Annotated in this window: 17 protein-coding genes; all 17 read left to right on the top strand. The window is 58.5% G+C overall.

Features of this window, described 5'->3' with window-relative positions:
* The first annotated feature begins 18 nt into the window (after window positions 1–18).
* The 17 genes from INT12_RS12915 to INT12_RS12995 all read left to right on the top strand — a co-directional run bounded on the left by INT12_RS12915 (window position 19) and on the right by INT12_RS12995 (window position 12,876).
* Window positions 19–720, top strand: coding sequence for a phage antirepressor KilAC domain-containing protein (locus INT12_RS12915; RefSeq protein ID WP_193039443.1), 702 nt, complete (start codon window positions 19–21; stop codon window positions 718–720).
* Window positions 720–1,472: a DnaT-like ssDNA-binding domain-containing protein gene (locus INT12_RS12920; RefSeq protein ID WP_193039444.1), complete on the top strand. Its 753-nt coding sequence runs from the start codon at window positions 720–722 to the stop codon at window positions 1,470–1,472. The genes INT12_RS12915 and INT12_RS12920 overlap by 1 nt, the downstream gene beginning before the upstream one ends.
* A complete protein-coding gene (locus INT12_RS12925; protein ID WP_193039445.1) occupies window positions 1,472–2,155 on the top strand; it encodes a replication protein P in 684 nt (227 codons plus the stop codon). The genes INT12_RS12920 and INT12_RS12925 overlap by 1 nt, the downstream gene beginning before the upstream one ends.
* Complete coding sequence (locus tag INT12_RS12930) at window positions 2,152–2,448, top strand: DUF1364 domain-containing protein (protein ID WP_193039446.1); 297 nt, start codon at window positions 2,152–2,154, stop codon at window positions 2,446–2,448. Before INT12_RS12925 ends, INT12_RS12930 begins: the two co-directional genes overlap by 4 nt.
* Window positions 2,445–2,876 carry a VRR-NUC domain-containing protein gene (locus INT12_RS12935; RefSeq protein ID WP_193039447.1) on the top strand — a complete coding sequence of 144 codons (432 nt, stop codon included), beginning with the start codon at window positions 2,445–2,447 and terminating at the stop codon, window positions 2,874–2,876. Before INT12_RS12930 ends, INT12_RS12935 begins: the two co-directional genes overlap by 4 nt.
* A complete protein-coding gene (locus INT12_RS12940) occupies window positions 2,873–4,156 on the top strand; it encodes a tyrosine-type recombinase/integrase (protein ID WP_193039448.1) in 1,284 nt (427 codons plus the stop codon). Before INT12_RS12935 ends, INT12_RS12940 begins: the two co-directional genes overlap by 4 nt.
* A 16-nt stretch (window positions 4,157–4,172) precedes the next feature.
* Complete coding sequence (locus tag INT12_RS12945) at window positions 4,173–4,487, top strand: hypothetical protein (RefSeq protein ID WP_193039449.1); 315 nt, start codon at window positions 4,173–4,175, stop codon at window positions 4,485–4,487.
* Between the two features lie 3 nt (window positions 4,488–4,490).
* Entirely contained in the window at window positions 4,491–4,844 is a 354-nt protein-coding gene (locus INT12_RS12950) for an antiterminator Q family protein (protein WP_065870011.1), read from the top strand.
* Between the two features lie 333 nt (window positions 4,845–5,177).
* Window positions 5,178–6,020, top strand: a complete 843-nt coding sequence (locus INT12_RS12955; RefSeq protein ID WP_193039450.1) for a DUF1983 domain-containing protein — start codon at window positions 5,178–5,180, stop codon at window positions 6,018–6,020.
* Window positions 6,021–6,055: 35 nt separating this feature from the next.
* On the top strand, window positions 6,056–6,382 hold the full coding sequence (locus INT12_RS12960) for a phage holin, lambda family (protein WP_010564181.1): 327 nt from the start codon (window positions 6,056–6,058) through the stop codon (window positions 6,380–6,382).
* Window positions 6,383–6,436: 54 nt separating this feature from the next.
* A complete protein-coding gene (locus INT12_RS12965) occupies window positions 6,437–6,574 on the top strand; it encodes a hypothetical protein (protein WP_193039452.1) in 138 nt (45 codons plus the stop codon).
* Window positions 6,574–6,912, top strand: coding sequence for an HNH endonuclease (locus INT12_RS12970; protein ID WP_193039453.1), 339 nt, complete (start codon window positions 6,574–6,576; stop codon window positions 6,910–6,912). Before INT12_RS12965 ends, INT12_RS12970 begins: the two co-directional genes overlap by 1 nt.
* Window positions 6,913–7,656: 744 nt before the next feature.
* Window positions 7,657–8,130 carry a hypothetical protein gene (locus INT12_RS31245; protein WP_226926169.1) on the top strand — a complete coding sequence of 158 codons (474 nt, stop codon included), beginning with the start codon at window positions 7,657–7,659 and terminating at the stop codon, window positions 8,128–8,130.
* A 2-nt stretch (window positions 8,131–8,132) separates the two neighbouring features.
* Window positions 8,133–9,824 carry a terminase large subunit gene (locus INT12_RS12980; protein WP_193039454.1) on the top strand — a complete coding sequence of 564 codons (1,692 nt, stop codon included), beginning with the start codon at window positions 8,133–8,135 and terminating at the stop codon, window positions 9,822–9,824.
* A gap of 7 nt (window positions 9,825–9,831) precedes the next feature.
* Window positions 9,832–11,043 (top strand): phage portal protein, encoded by a 1,212-nt coding sequence (locus INT12_RS12985; RefSeq protein ID WP_193039455.1) that lies wholly within the window; start codon window positions 9,832–9,834, stop codon window positions 11,041–11,043.
* Window positions 11,030–11,671 (top strand): HK97 family phage prohead protease, encoded by a 642-nt coding sequence (locus tag INT12_RS12990; protein ID WP_193039456.1) that lies wholly within the window; start codon window positions 11,030–11,032, stop codon window positions 11,669–11,671. Before INT12_RS12985 ends, INT12_RS12990 begins: the two co-directional genes overlap by 14 nt.
* A complete protein-coding gene (locus tag INT12_RS12995; protein WP_033899873.1) occupies window positions 11,668–12,876 on the top strand; it encodes a phage major capsid protein in 1,209 nt (402 codons plus the stop codon). Before INT12_RS12990 ends, INT12_RS12995 begins: the two co-directional genes overlap by 4 nt.
* Window positions 12,877–12,909 lie beyond the last annotated feature (33 nt).

The raw sequence follows: 12,909 nt of genomic DNA on the forward strand, positions 1-12,909 counted from the left end.
AAACACTGTGGGGCCATTATGAACACGATTGTTGCTCCAAGCAATACCGTCACCATGTCGAGCCGGGAGATTGCTGAGCTCACCGGCAAACAGCACAAGAACGTCCTTAGGGATGTGAATGTGATGCTTGAGTCGCTCGAAAGGGCTGGCTCAGATCTGAGCCAGGCAGTTCGATATACGGATGAGCGCGGCCGCACCTCGGAAGTTCGTCTAGATCGCGTCCTAACCGAGACCTTGCTCACCGGCTACAGCATCCCTCTTCGTCATCGTGTCGTGACACGATTGCAGGAACTAGAAAAGGTGTCGCGACACTCCATGTCGCTGCCTACCAACTTCGCCGAAGCCCTCCAGCTCGCCGCCGATCAGGCCAAGCAGAACGCCTCTCTGCACCAAGTGATCCTGCAGCAAGCACCCAAAGTTCAAGCCTTGGAGCGCCTGTCCGCCACCGACGGCTCTATCTGCATCACCTCGGCTGCCAAGCAGTTGGGCATCGGCCCGCTGAAACTCTTCAAGTGGCTCAGCGACAACCGCTGGATATACCGCCGCGCCGCGTTCTCGGCCTGGTCTGCGTACCAACCCCGCCTCACCGCCGGCCTGCTCGAGCACAAGCTGGTCAAGGTAGGCAAGGGCGCCGAGGAAGATCTCAAGGTTGTCGAGCAGGTCATGGTCACCCGCAAAGGCATCACCCATCTCGCAACAGTCCTTCAGGAGGCTTTGTAATGGCCGGCGACTGGATAAAATTCGAACTCACCACCCTGGATAAGCCCGAGGTTTGCCAGATCGCTGACTTGGCCGATATCGACCCTGATGCTGTCGTCGGCAAGCTGATGCGTGTGTGGGGCTGGTTCGACCAGCAAACAGAGAACGGTAACGCTCCGAGCGTTAGCAAAAAGTTACTTGATCGTCTCGTTGGCGTTATCGGTTTCTGCGAACACATGAAATCTGTTGCTTGGATGATCGAGATCGACGGCGTTATCAGCCTCCCGCACTTCGACCGCCACAACGGGAAGACCGCTAAAAACAGGCTTCTTACCGCAAAGCGAGTGGCAAACCACAAGGCGAGTAACGGAAAAAGTAACGCTTCGAGCGTTAGCGGTGCGTTACCTAAAGAAGAGAAGAGAAGAGAAGATCAAAACCCTCTCTCTGCGCGGGAGCCAGTCGACCCTCGCATGCCCAGCGAGATGACCCTCGACTGGGTGCCGGACGAAAAGCTCTTGAAAACCTACGCCTTTCATCGTGGCCTGTCGCTTGACCTGTTCACCGAGGAAGTGCGGGTCGCATTCACCGGCCACTACGAGCCACAGCACCAGGTCAACACTCAGGCTGAGTGGGTGAGCATGCTGGTCAAGTGGGTGAACAACGACAAGGCCCGCGCTGCCGCCACCAACGTCACGCCGATACGTCAGAAGCCAGCACCGGCATCGGACTTCGATGACGACGACATCGACTGGCAGAACGGGGTGCAATCGTGATGAAGCAAGTATCCGCCGTTACCCGGGGCCTTTGGGCTAACCCCGCAGCCGGTGAGTTCATCCCGAAAGATGAGATCCAGGCGCCCCAGGACGAAGGCCGACGCCAGATGGCGGTCGCTATCAACGATCTGTTCACTGAGCTTCGTCTCATTCGCTCAGCATGGCGCCAAGCCTGGCCGGACAAGGAGACCTACCGAGCCGCCAAGGTCCAGTGGATGCAAGCCTTCCTCGACGAAGGCATCCGCACCCAGGGCCAGATCGAATTCGGCATGATCAAGGCGCGCAAGCAGGTGTCCGACTTCATCCCGAGCCCGGGTCAGTTCATTGAATGGTGCAAACCGACCCCGGAAATGCTCGGTCTTCCTCCCCTGGCAGCGGCTCACCGTGAAGCCGTGCGGAATGCCCATCCAGGCATGGCGGGGCAGGGCAAGTGGTCGCACGATGCTGTCTGGCACACGGCCAAAGAATGCGGTTTTGAGAGCCTGAACAAGCTCGAGGCCGCGCTGAGCCTGAAGCTGTTCGACCGGAACTACACGATCACTATTCGGCGCTTACTCGACGGCTTGCCGCTTCAGTCAATGCCCAAGGCGCTGCCGGCCAAGGTAGATGGCCGAATCACCCCCGAAGTCGGAAAGGGAGCTATCGCCGAACTGCGCGCCCGGCTATCAGGTGGTTCCAGATGAGCAAACTCACCAAAGCCGCCCGCGATCGCGAGTGCCAAGTACGGTTTCCCGGCTGCTCCTGCGAACCATCCACCACAGTCCTGGCTCACTACCGCCTGGCCGGCACTTGCGGAATGGGCGTGAAGCCGAACGACTTCCAGGCCGCCTGGGCGTGCGGTTACTGCCACGACATCGCCGACGGCCGCCTGCGCGCGCCGGTGCAGTTGACCCATGACGACGTGCGTCTTTACCTCGCCGAGGGCGTGATGCGTACCCAGGACATCCTGATTCGCGAAGGGAAGGTGAGGCTTTGAAGCCGTTCAGCCCGAAGGCCTTCAGCGTCAAGCCGGTGCGTGCCAAGTCAATAGACCGCGAGGGCCTCGAGCAGGCCGCGCTGATCAAGGAGATCAGCCTGCGTTATCCCGCCGCCTCGAAGTTGATCTACCACGTCCCGAACGGTGGCCACCGGCACAAGCTGGTGGCGATCAAGCTGAAAGAGCAGGGCGTGAAGGCTGGAGTTCCTGACCTGGTGCTGCCGATGGCCCGCGGCGGTTACTTCGGCCTGTACATCGAATTCAAGGCCCTGGCGCCGTATGACGCCGCCGTCTCGCCGGCCCAAGACGCATACCTGCAGGCGCTGACTGATCAGGGTTACCTGGCCATCGTCTGCCGAGGGCACTTCGACGCCATTGAGGCGATCCGGGCCTATCTCCTTCAACCTCAAACCAGGGCTGCCGCATGACTCAACCCAAGACATTAACCGTGACTCTCTCTGATGCCGAGATTCGCCGCAATGCGGCCAGCGAGGTGCGCGACCTTCGGGACGCCCGCCAACCTGCGTTCAGGTTTCGGTACAAAAAGGACCGCACTAAAGGGTCTTGGTACCTGGTAGTGGGTAGCGCGTGGAACAAGATCGCGAATTTCCCCGACCTGAATACCAAACAAATGCTAACGGCCCTGCCGGCGGTACGTGCTCGCTTGGTCACCGAGCCTGAGGCAGGCACGGCGATAGGGACCTGGGCGACGGTCGGTCAGCTGCTTGAATGGTTCGACGATCGCATGGGCCGCGACCGTAACCTGTCCTCCAAGCGCAAGACCACTGCGCGATCGGTGATGAGCAAGCATCTTCGCCCGCGCCTTGGCGACCTCCTGCTGTCCGGCGTGAACAAGTCCGAGATCGACCAGCGATTGATGTGGCCACTGCAGGCTGAGCTGTCTCTTGAATACCTGCGCCTGATCTTTCGGTTGCTGGTGTTGGCGTTTCGCCAGGCGGCACGTCTCGGGCTGATCCAGACGAACCCCATGAATGCGATCCGGTTCAGCGACTTCTCCAAAACAAAAATCAAGCCCAAGGCCGCGCGTCTGCGTGACGTCCAGGTGGAGGAGGTACTGGCGGGTCTGGCGACCAAGTTCAACTCGGCTCCGGCTGATGCAATGTTGGCGTTGATGATGCTGTGCCATGGCTCGCGCGCCGGCGAAACGCGGATGGCTGAATGGTCTGATTTCAGTTTCGAAGAGCGCCAGTGGCATATCCCGGCTGAGCACACCAAGACCCGGTGCCAGTTGACCCTTCCTCTTACCCCTCAGGTATGTGCGTTGCTGAAGCGATATCACGCGGCTCAGGCGGCCACTGGTTACCAGGGCAAGTACCTATTCCCTTCCCGTGGCGGCAAGCCACTGACCGACAGCCAGGCATGTGCCGTGTTTACCCGCTTGGCAGGAGGCGAGTGGACAAGCCATGACCTGCGCAAGGTTGCCAGAACAGGCTGGGTGGATCTGGGAGTGGACTTCCTCATTGGCGAGCTACTGCTTAACCATGCGATGGGTCACAACGTGCAGGCATACATCCACACGTGGGTAGAGGCAGGCAAGCGAGAGGCGCTGGAGAAGTGGCATGAATGGTTAGATGGGCGTGGGTTTTCCGCGATCCACACCATTGCAGAGCCATTATGCGAAGTTTCCCATATTCCGGTGGAGGCCACGAATTGCGCGGCCTCTAGCCAAATCAACGACAAACCATAGGCGAGGTTTAAAAATGATGAAAAAGAGCAGTGGCCCCGCCTTTGTGCGCAGCTTGATACCGCTCACGGACTGCCCGTCATGCGCCGGCAAAGGGATGATCAAGGGCGTCTTTCACGAGCTCGACTGCATCGGATGTCACTCGTCCGGCTTCGTCCATGCCCAGACGCTTGAGCCGCTGCTGATCGAGGACCTGGTGGTTCAGCTCGGTCGGATGGTCAGGCGGGAGCGCAGTAGGTTGATGATTACGGTCAGCCTACTGCGCCGTATGGCTGATGACTACCAACAGAACAACAGCCGCGGCCCAGGCCGCTCGTCTTACAAAGGGGATTGAGCCATGGCCTTCACACCGAGCTTTAAGGAACGCACCGCCGAGGATCTGCTGGAGCATTGGGGCCGCTGGGTTGTGCTTGGCTCTGGCGTGTCGTGCTGCGCGTCACGCGAGAACACCATCCTGTCGCCGATGATCACCGATGACGACGCGCTTATGATCGATGGGCTGATGGGCCGTCTGCTTAAGCGGTACCCCGAATGCGGCCAGGTGCTGATGAAGTACTACACCACCCGTGACAGCTCATTGATGGAAGTCGGAAAGAAGATGGGCTTCGGCGAAGAGAAGACGCGCGGGCTGTGGAAGGCCGGCATTGCTTGGATTGATGGGGCTTTAGATATTCGTCGTCAGGCTGCTTGACAGGCCCGGGGACGATATATAGATTTAAGTTACTTTGCGGTTTTTCCGCGAGCAAAGCCCGACCCTAGAGTTGGGCTTTTTGCTTTCTGGAGATGATCAAAGCCCGGCGGAAGCGTGCAGGGGTAACAGTCAGCGTGGGGACTGGAGGGAAACGCCACGACAGAGACCTGACAGGGTTTCCATCTCCACCCATAACGAGCCTCGGCATTTGCCGGGGCTTTTTCGTTTTCGGCTCCACCACGCCCATCGCTCCGAGCTGGGAGTGCTGCTGGAGCCGGATCTATTTCGAGGCTCGCCATGTCGGCGGGCCTTTTTCGTTATGAGGCGCCGTAAATGTCTGGCTATATCCAATCCAGCAACTACGTGCCGGGCGTTTCCGGCTGGAAGCTCGATCAAGCCACCGGTGATTTCGAGATTAACTCTTGCACCTTCGGCAGCGCGGCCAATGCGCCAGAGCGCCAGATGGTGTCGGTCGAAGTGGCCAGCTGGAGCAAGTACGACCTGCCCAAGAATGCCGCCAACCTGCTCCAGTTCATGCAGGCAGAGCTTGAGCGGGTGCCGGAGCAATATCGTCACGCCGCCGAGTTCGAAGAGTTCGATGCGAGCTATGGCGATGAGTCGTTCAATTCCCGCCTGTTCCTGAGCTACGCCCGACTTGAAACCGAGGAAGAGCTTGCTGATCGCCTCGCGAAGGCGAAGTTCGCAGGCACGCGGATCGTACACAACGGCGGCTGCACCGCGATCACTTGTGATGGTGTCGTGCGGATGCGGTTCGGCAATCTGGACCAGTCAGAGCCTGAACAGCCTGAACCCTTCAAGGTTGATGGCGACCAGGTCTACATCAGTGAGGCCCTGATTCAGGACAGCATCATAAAGCAGCCATGGCCCGCTGCCTGGAGCGTGCGGATGCAGCTCGGCGAGAACGGCAAGTTGTACGCCGCGGGCATGGGCGTTGGATTGCCATCGCAGTTCGTGGTTTCGGCTGATCGCTTCGCCATCAATGACCGAAGCGCCTCGGACATTCTCCGGGACATCGCCGGCATGATCGGCGAGACCAAGCTTGGCCAGGATCTGAAAGAGCAGATTGACCTGATGGGCTCAAATCTCGCTGACCAGGTAAAGGCTGTGATCCGCAAGGAGCTCATGCCTGGCGGTCTGCTGCACCGTTCACGCTAATCAACCCCCTAACTCCCTGAAGGGGAGGAACTGAGATGGCTCCCATGCCCGAAAAAGACCCTAACTTGTGGGCCGCTGCATTTGCCTGGCTTGCAGCGCACCAGCCGCAACTCTATGCCTCTGGCTTATCGGTGCTCATTGCCATCCTGCGGGTTGTGTATGGCGGCGGCACTCGCCGCCAGATGATCCTTGAGGGCGCCCTGTGCGGGCTGATTACCCTGGCTCTGGTGCCGCTACTGGAGTGGATGGGACTGCCTCAGGGCATGGCTACCTTCGCCGGTGGTGCGGTTGGGTTCGTAGGTGTTGAGAAGCTGCGCGACTACTCAGACAGGTTTATTGGTCGCAAGGCTGACTCGCTGTAATCCGCGCCACGATTTCGAATGCGCCAAATCGTGGCGCGCAATGAGGAACAACCCATGAGCACAGTCAGTGCTGAGTATTACCAGATCAAGGGCATGGTCAGTGATATGCCGGCGGATGAGCAGGCCAAGTCGTCTCAGGCTGCCGCGCTCGGGGTGATCCTGGGTTCGATCAAGCTTTCACTGGAGCCTTGATGGCTCGCCTCCAGACCTTAGGCAACAGAGTCACCACGCAGGGCAATAGGCTGGCAACAGCAGCGCCTGGCTCATGGCGTATCGGCAAGACAACGTCAAGCCAGCGTGGTTACAACTACGAATGGCAGAAGGCTCGACTTGTTCACCTCAATGACAACCCGCTCTGCGTGTACTGCGAGCACGAGGGCAGGGTGACAGCAGCATCTGTTGTCGACCACGGCGTTCCGCATCGCGGTGACATGGATATCTTCTGGGACAAAAGCCAGTGGGTCTCGCTTTGCACTCACTGCCACTCGTCCGTCAAGCAACAAGAAGAACAGCGCAACCATCGTCCTTAGAGGCATCCCATGCTCACTCAACCCAACCAGCCGGCTACCTGCCGAGTGCCTGGCTGCGCAAGTGTGGCCAACCGTAAAGGAGCCCAGATGTGCGAGAAGCACTACATGCGCAACCGCCGCAACGGAACAACCAATAAGCTGGACGTGGTCAAGCCAGGTGCCCTGACTCATAGCCATGGGTACAAGCTGATACACGCCCCCGATCATGAGCTCCGACGTACCAGCAACCGAGTCTATGAGCACCGAGCGGTCTATCACGCGCAACACGGCTCTGGTCCTTTCGTGTGTCACTGGTGCTCGGTTGTCGTGTGCTGGGATGACATGCACGTTGATCACCTCAACGACCAGAAGGACGACAACTGTCCGACAAACCTGGTCGCAAGTTGCGCCGCATGCAATCAGAAGCGCGGCTTTCGCAAGATGACCAAGACACATCAACAGATGTCGAGCCGGCGTTACACGGCGCACGGCAAGACGATGTGTCTAAACGAGTGGAGCCGGCACCTAGGCTTGTCCCGCAACGCCATTGAGTATCGGCTTGAAGCGGGATGGAAGATTGACGATGTCTTCTCGCCTAGGAAGGGACGCTCAGGACCACCAAGCCGGAAGGTAGACCCAACGACAGTCGCGCCGTGGCTGAGGGATGACACTGCCCTGGCAATTTGAAGCACGTCACTCGCCCGTTGCGGCACGCCAACTCCCCGCGCCGAGGCTGGGGGGCGGTCAAAATATGGGGGCTTGAGTTTGTTCCAGACCACTCCCCCTCTCACGCGCAGATTTTTTCCCCTTTTTGAAAAAGGAATTCAGCAAATGGCAGGCGTCAAAGGCAAGAGCGGGGGCGCTCGCCCCAACTCTGGCGGCGCTCGGCCGGGTGCTGGCCGGAAAAAGAAGGTTGATCCGGAATCAGCAAACTCCTCGGCGGTGTCCGTGGAGTTCGAGGCGCAGCCACATGGTGGTGCGCTGAAGCGCGAAAGGGCGGTGCCGGTCCCAGCTCCAGAGATGGACATGCTGTCCTTGTTGACCAAGATCGCCCTGGGCGAGCTGGATGCCAGCCCAATACAGGTTCGGGCAGCAATTGCCGCTGTTCAATACACCCATGTCAAAAAAGCGGATGGCGGCAAGAAAGACGAGCAGCAGAAGGCGGCCGAGCAGGCAGCTGGAAAGTTCTCCCGCCAGGCCCCTCCCAAACTAGTCGCAGCGAACGGTAAGCAGGTTTAACTATGGAATGGTCGACAGCATGCCCCGACTGGGAGCGGCGGTTGATCGCCCGCGAATCGATTATCCCGCCGCCGATCTTCGTAGAGGAGGCCGAGCGCGCCCTGCAGATATTCAAGGAGCTACGCGTCCCAGATCTGCCAGGTAAGCCACGGATGGCGGATTGCTGTGATGAGTGGGTGTTCAACTTCGTTCGCTGCATCTTCGGGGCCTACGATGCTGAGACTGGCAAGCAGCTGATACGAGAGTTCGGCCTACTGATCAGCAAAAAGAACACGAAGAGCACCATCGCCGCAGGCATCATGCTCACCGCACTGATCCTGTGCTGGCGGGAGGAAGAAGAGCATCTGATCCTGGCTCCAACCCGCGAGGTCGCTGACAACGCATTCAAGCCGGCGGCGGCCATGGTCAGGGCTGACGCAGAGCTGTCAGCAATGTTCCATATCCAAGATCACATCAGGACCATCACGGACCGCACCACGCGAAACTCGTTGAAGGTCGTTGCAGCTGATACCGATACCGTGTCAGGCAAGAAGTCGGGCAAGGTTTTGGTCGATGAGCTTTGGGTCTTCGGCAAGCGCTCCAATGCTGAATCCATGTTTATGGAAGCGCTCGGTGGTCAGATCTCCCGCGAAGAAGGGTGGGTCATCTTTCTGACCACCCAAAGCGATGACCCTCCCGCTGGTGTGTTTAAGGAAAAGCTGAGCTACTGGCGGAATGTGCGGGACGGCAAAATCCTGGATCGCAAAACACTGGGTATCTTGTACGAATTCCCCTTGCAGATGATTGAGGACAAGGCGTACCTGAGGCCAGAAAACTTCTACATCACCAACCCCAACATAGGCCGTTCGGTTAGTGCTGAGTGGTTGGGTGACGAGCTCAAAAAGAAACAGGGCGCCTCCGATGGCACCCTTCAACAGTTTCTGGCTAAGCATCTCAACATCGAGATAGGGCTGAACCTACGCTCGGATCGATGGGCCGGCGCTGAGTTCTGGGAGGCTCAGGCGGCACCGGAAGGCCTGACCTTCGAGCAACTGATTGATCGCTCTGAGGTTGTCGACGTTGGCATCGATGGCGGGGGCCTGGATGACTTGCTCGGCTTTGCCGCTGCTGGCCGCGACAAGCTCACCCGGCAATGGCTGGTATGGACACATGCCTGGGCTCACCCATCAGTGTTGGAGCGCCGTAAAAGCGAGGCCCCGCGCTTTCGGGATTTTGCCAGCGACGGTGATTTGACCCTGGTTGAAACCATCGGTGAGGACGTGCAAGACGTTGCCGAACTGGTGGCCAGGGTGGAGGCGGCGGGCTTGCTCGACAAGGTCGGTCTCGATCCGTCAGGCATCGGCGCCATTCTTGACGCTTTGGCCGAGGCCGGCATTCCGGAAGAGAAGATCATCGGCATCAGCCAAGGCTGGAAGCTGAACGGCGCAATCAAAACCACTGAGCGAAAGCTGGCTGAGGGCGGTTTGGTCCATGGCGGACAACCAATGATGGCCTGGTGCTGCGGCAATGCCCGGGTGGTACCAGCCGGTAACGCCATCTTGATCACCAAGCAGGCGTCGGGTTTGGCGAAGATCGACCCATTGATGGCGGCCTTCAACGCCATCTCGCTGCTGTCGCTCAATCCTCAAGCCCAAAGTGGGCTCGACAATTACCTGGCTGATGGGTTCTTCGGACTCATCGGCTCGAACTCATAGGCCGAATATGGCATCTCGTTGGTACAACCCGCTGTCATGGCGCATGTTCGGCTACAACGACCCGGCGACTGGCGACTACGTTGAAGTCGACATGGTCGCCGGCGGGAAACGCACTAAGTCGGGCGTGAAGGTCACAGCAAAGTCAGCAATTACGATCCCGATCGTCTGGGCTTGCGTGAAGATCCTGAGCGAGTCTGCTGCGGGTCTGCCGCTCAAGATCTTTGAGGACACGCCATCAGGTCGCGTGCTGGCTGATACCAAGTCGCGGCAGGCCCGGGTACTGAGAAAGCCCAACCCGTACATGACCAAACTAAACTTCCTCAAGTGTGCCGTGGTTAACATGGCGCTGCGGGGGAATGCTTACAGCATCATTGAACGTACCGATAACGGTGACTGGATCGGCTTCATTCCTGTGAGCGCCGATAACGTTGAAGTAGACACCTCCGATGACCTGATCTATTGGGTCACGATTGGTGGTAAGCGGTTCCCGGTATCGCCGGAGAACATGTTGCACTTCAAATTGTTCAGCATGGACGGTATCAACGGACTTTCACCTGTTGAGTATCAAGCTGAGTCGATGGGGCTTGCCAAGACCGCGCAGAACTGGTCTGCGATGTTCATGCGCAAAGGCGGCTTCACGGGCGGTTACGTCATCTATGAACAGTTCCTGACCAAGGCACAGCAGGAACAGATCATGGCTAAATTCCCTGACGTCCGGAAAGGCGACATCAACGACATCGGCTCGATGGGCGTTTTGCAGGGCGGCCCGAAGATCGTGCCCGCCGGCCTGAGTCAGAAGGACAGCCAGTTCATTGAGTCCCAGCAGTTCCAGGAAGAGGCCATTGCCGGTTGCTACGGCGTCCCTCTGTACCTGGCCAACCGCGCCGGTAAGACCTCAATCATGGGATCGAACCTGGAACAACAAACCAGCGGTTACGTGACCTTTGGCCTCAAGCCTTACCTCGACGCGATCGAGGACGAAATCAACGACAAGCTCTTCCGCGATAAACCTCAGTTTGTGGAGTTCATTGTGGAGGGTTTGTTGCGCGCAGATAGCGCGGGCCGGGCGGCCTATTACAAGGCTGCGCTTGGCGGCTCTGGTGGCTCTGGCTGGTTAAGCATCAACGCCGTCCGAGAGAAAGAAAACGAGCCCCGCCTGGCTGGCGAAGAATACGACCGGGTCACCCGGTGGGAGATGCAAACAAATGTCAAAGATTGAAGTCCCGTTTGAACTGAAAGGGATGGACGACGCGGGCAACTTTGAAGGCTACGCCGCGGTGTTCAACAACATCGATCTGGGCGACGACGTGATCCTGCCGGGTGCCTTCACGAAGGTAAAGACCACTCGCGGGGGACGCCTGAAGCTGGCGCTGTTCCATGATCTGACCCGGCTTGTGGGTTCTGCGGCATTCACTCAAAACGACCATGGCCTTTACCTTAAAGGCAAGATCAACCTGGCTGTGAGCTATGCCCGTGATGCATACGAGCTCATGAAGGAAGAGACGCTGGACAGCATGTCCATCGGCTTCAACACCATCAAAGCCACGTTCGAAGAGCGTGATGGTCGCACTGTGCGGCTGATCAGTGCTGCTGAACTGTGGGAAGCCTCAATCGTGCCTTTCGGGATGAACCCGGAGGCAAAGGTTACCGACGTGAAGTCGGATATCAGACTTTTTGAAGCAGCCCTGCGCGAACGCATGGGGCTCTCGCAAAAGGAGGCGGCAGCAGTCGCCTCGCTCGGCTATTCCGCCGTACACCGTGATGGTGGGACGGCGGCCACGGCGATCGTGGATGAGCTGAAAGAAATATCCAACCTGTTCAAAAACCAATTTGGAGTTCAGCCATGACCGCTGATGTTAAAGAAATTCGCGAAGCCCTGGAAAAACAACTCTCCGAGGGCTTCGGCGGGCTGCAACAAAAATATGACCATGTGTCGGCGGAGCTCGAAAAGGGCAACGCTGCAACCAAGGACATTAAGTCTCAGATCGAAAACCAAAAGGGTGAGATCGAGCGCGTCATCGAGCAGGTGCAGAAGCTCGAAGAAAAGGGTGTTCGTCTGCGCTCCCTGGGCGGCGAGCAGAAGGGCTTCATCGACTTTGTCAAAGGCAACGACGACTACAAGGCGCTGCTCGACAAGAAGCAGGACCGCGCCGAAATCGAAGTCACCAAGTCGGCCATGGCGACCATGTCCGAGGTTAAGGTGACCAGCGCCGGCCTGGTGGCGCCTCAGTACGACCCAGTAATTCAGGACAAGCCACGGCAGAACCTGGTGATCCAGGATCTGATTCCGTCGACGCCGGTTACCGGCACCACCTTCACTTACTTCAAGGAACTGCTCCACACCCTGGGTGCAGGCATGGTCGGTGAGGGTGAAGCGAAGCCTTCCAGCGACGTGACCTTCGAAGAAGCCACCGACACCATCAAGAAGATCGCGGTTTGGATGCCGGTAACCGACGAGGCACTGGACGACGTGCCGCAGCTCTACAGCTACATTCAGGAGCTGCTGCGTTACGACCTGAAGCTGAAGAAGGAAGGCCAAATCCTCAAGGGCGATGGCATCGGCAAGAACATGAACGGCATCATGACTCAGGCGACAGCTTTCAACGCTGCCCTGAGCAAGGCGAATGATACCGCTATCGACACCGTCCGCCGCGCGTTGTACCAGGTTGGCAAGCAATCGAAGCGTTCGGCCGATGCCGTGGTGATGACTGATCTGGACTGGATGAACATCGAGTTGGAAAAGGACGCCCAGAACCGCTATCTGTTCGCCAATCTGCAGGGCCTGGTTACTCCGATCCTGTGGGGGCGCCCGGTTGTGGCCTCCGACAGCATGGACGAAGGCGATGGCACCACCACCGGCGGCGAATTCCTGACGGGCTCTTTCGCGCAGGGCGCACGGATCTATGACCGCATGGCGTTCACCATCAAGGTCGGCATGATCAACGACGACTTCATCAAGAACAAACGCGCCATCTTGGTCGAGGAGCGTTTGGGTCTGGCGGTGCGCCGCCCTTACGCGTTCGTGAAGGGCCGCTTCAAGCCTCAGGCTTGATTGTGTCGAATTCATCCCGGGGCCTGACGGCCC

Origin of the sequence: Pseudomonas sp. K8 (assembly GCF_014889455.1) — a bacterium.
GTDB classification, from domain to species: Bacteria; Pseudomonadota; Gammaproteobacteria; order Pseudomonadales; family Pseudomonadaceae; genus Aquipseudomonas; species Aquipseudomonas veronii.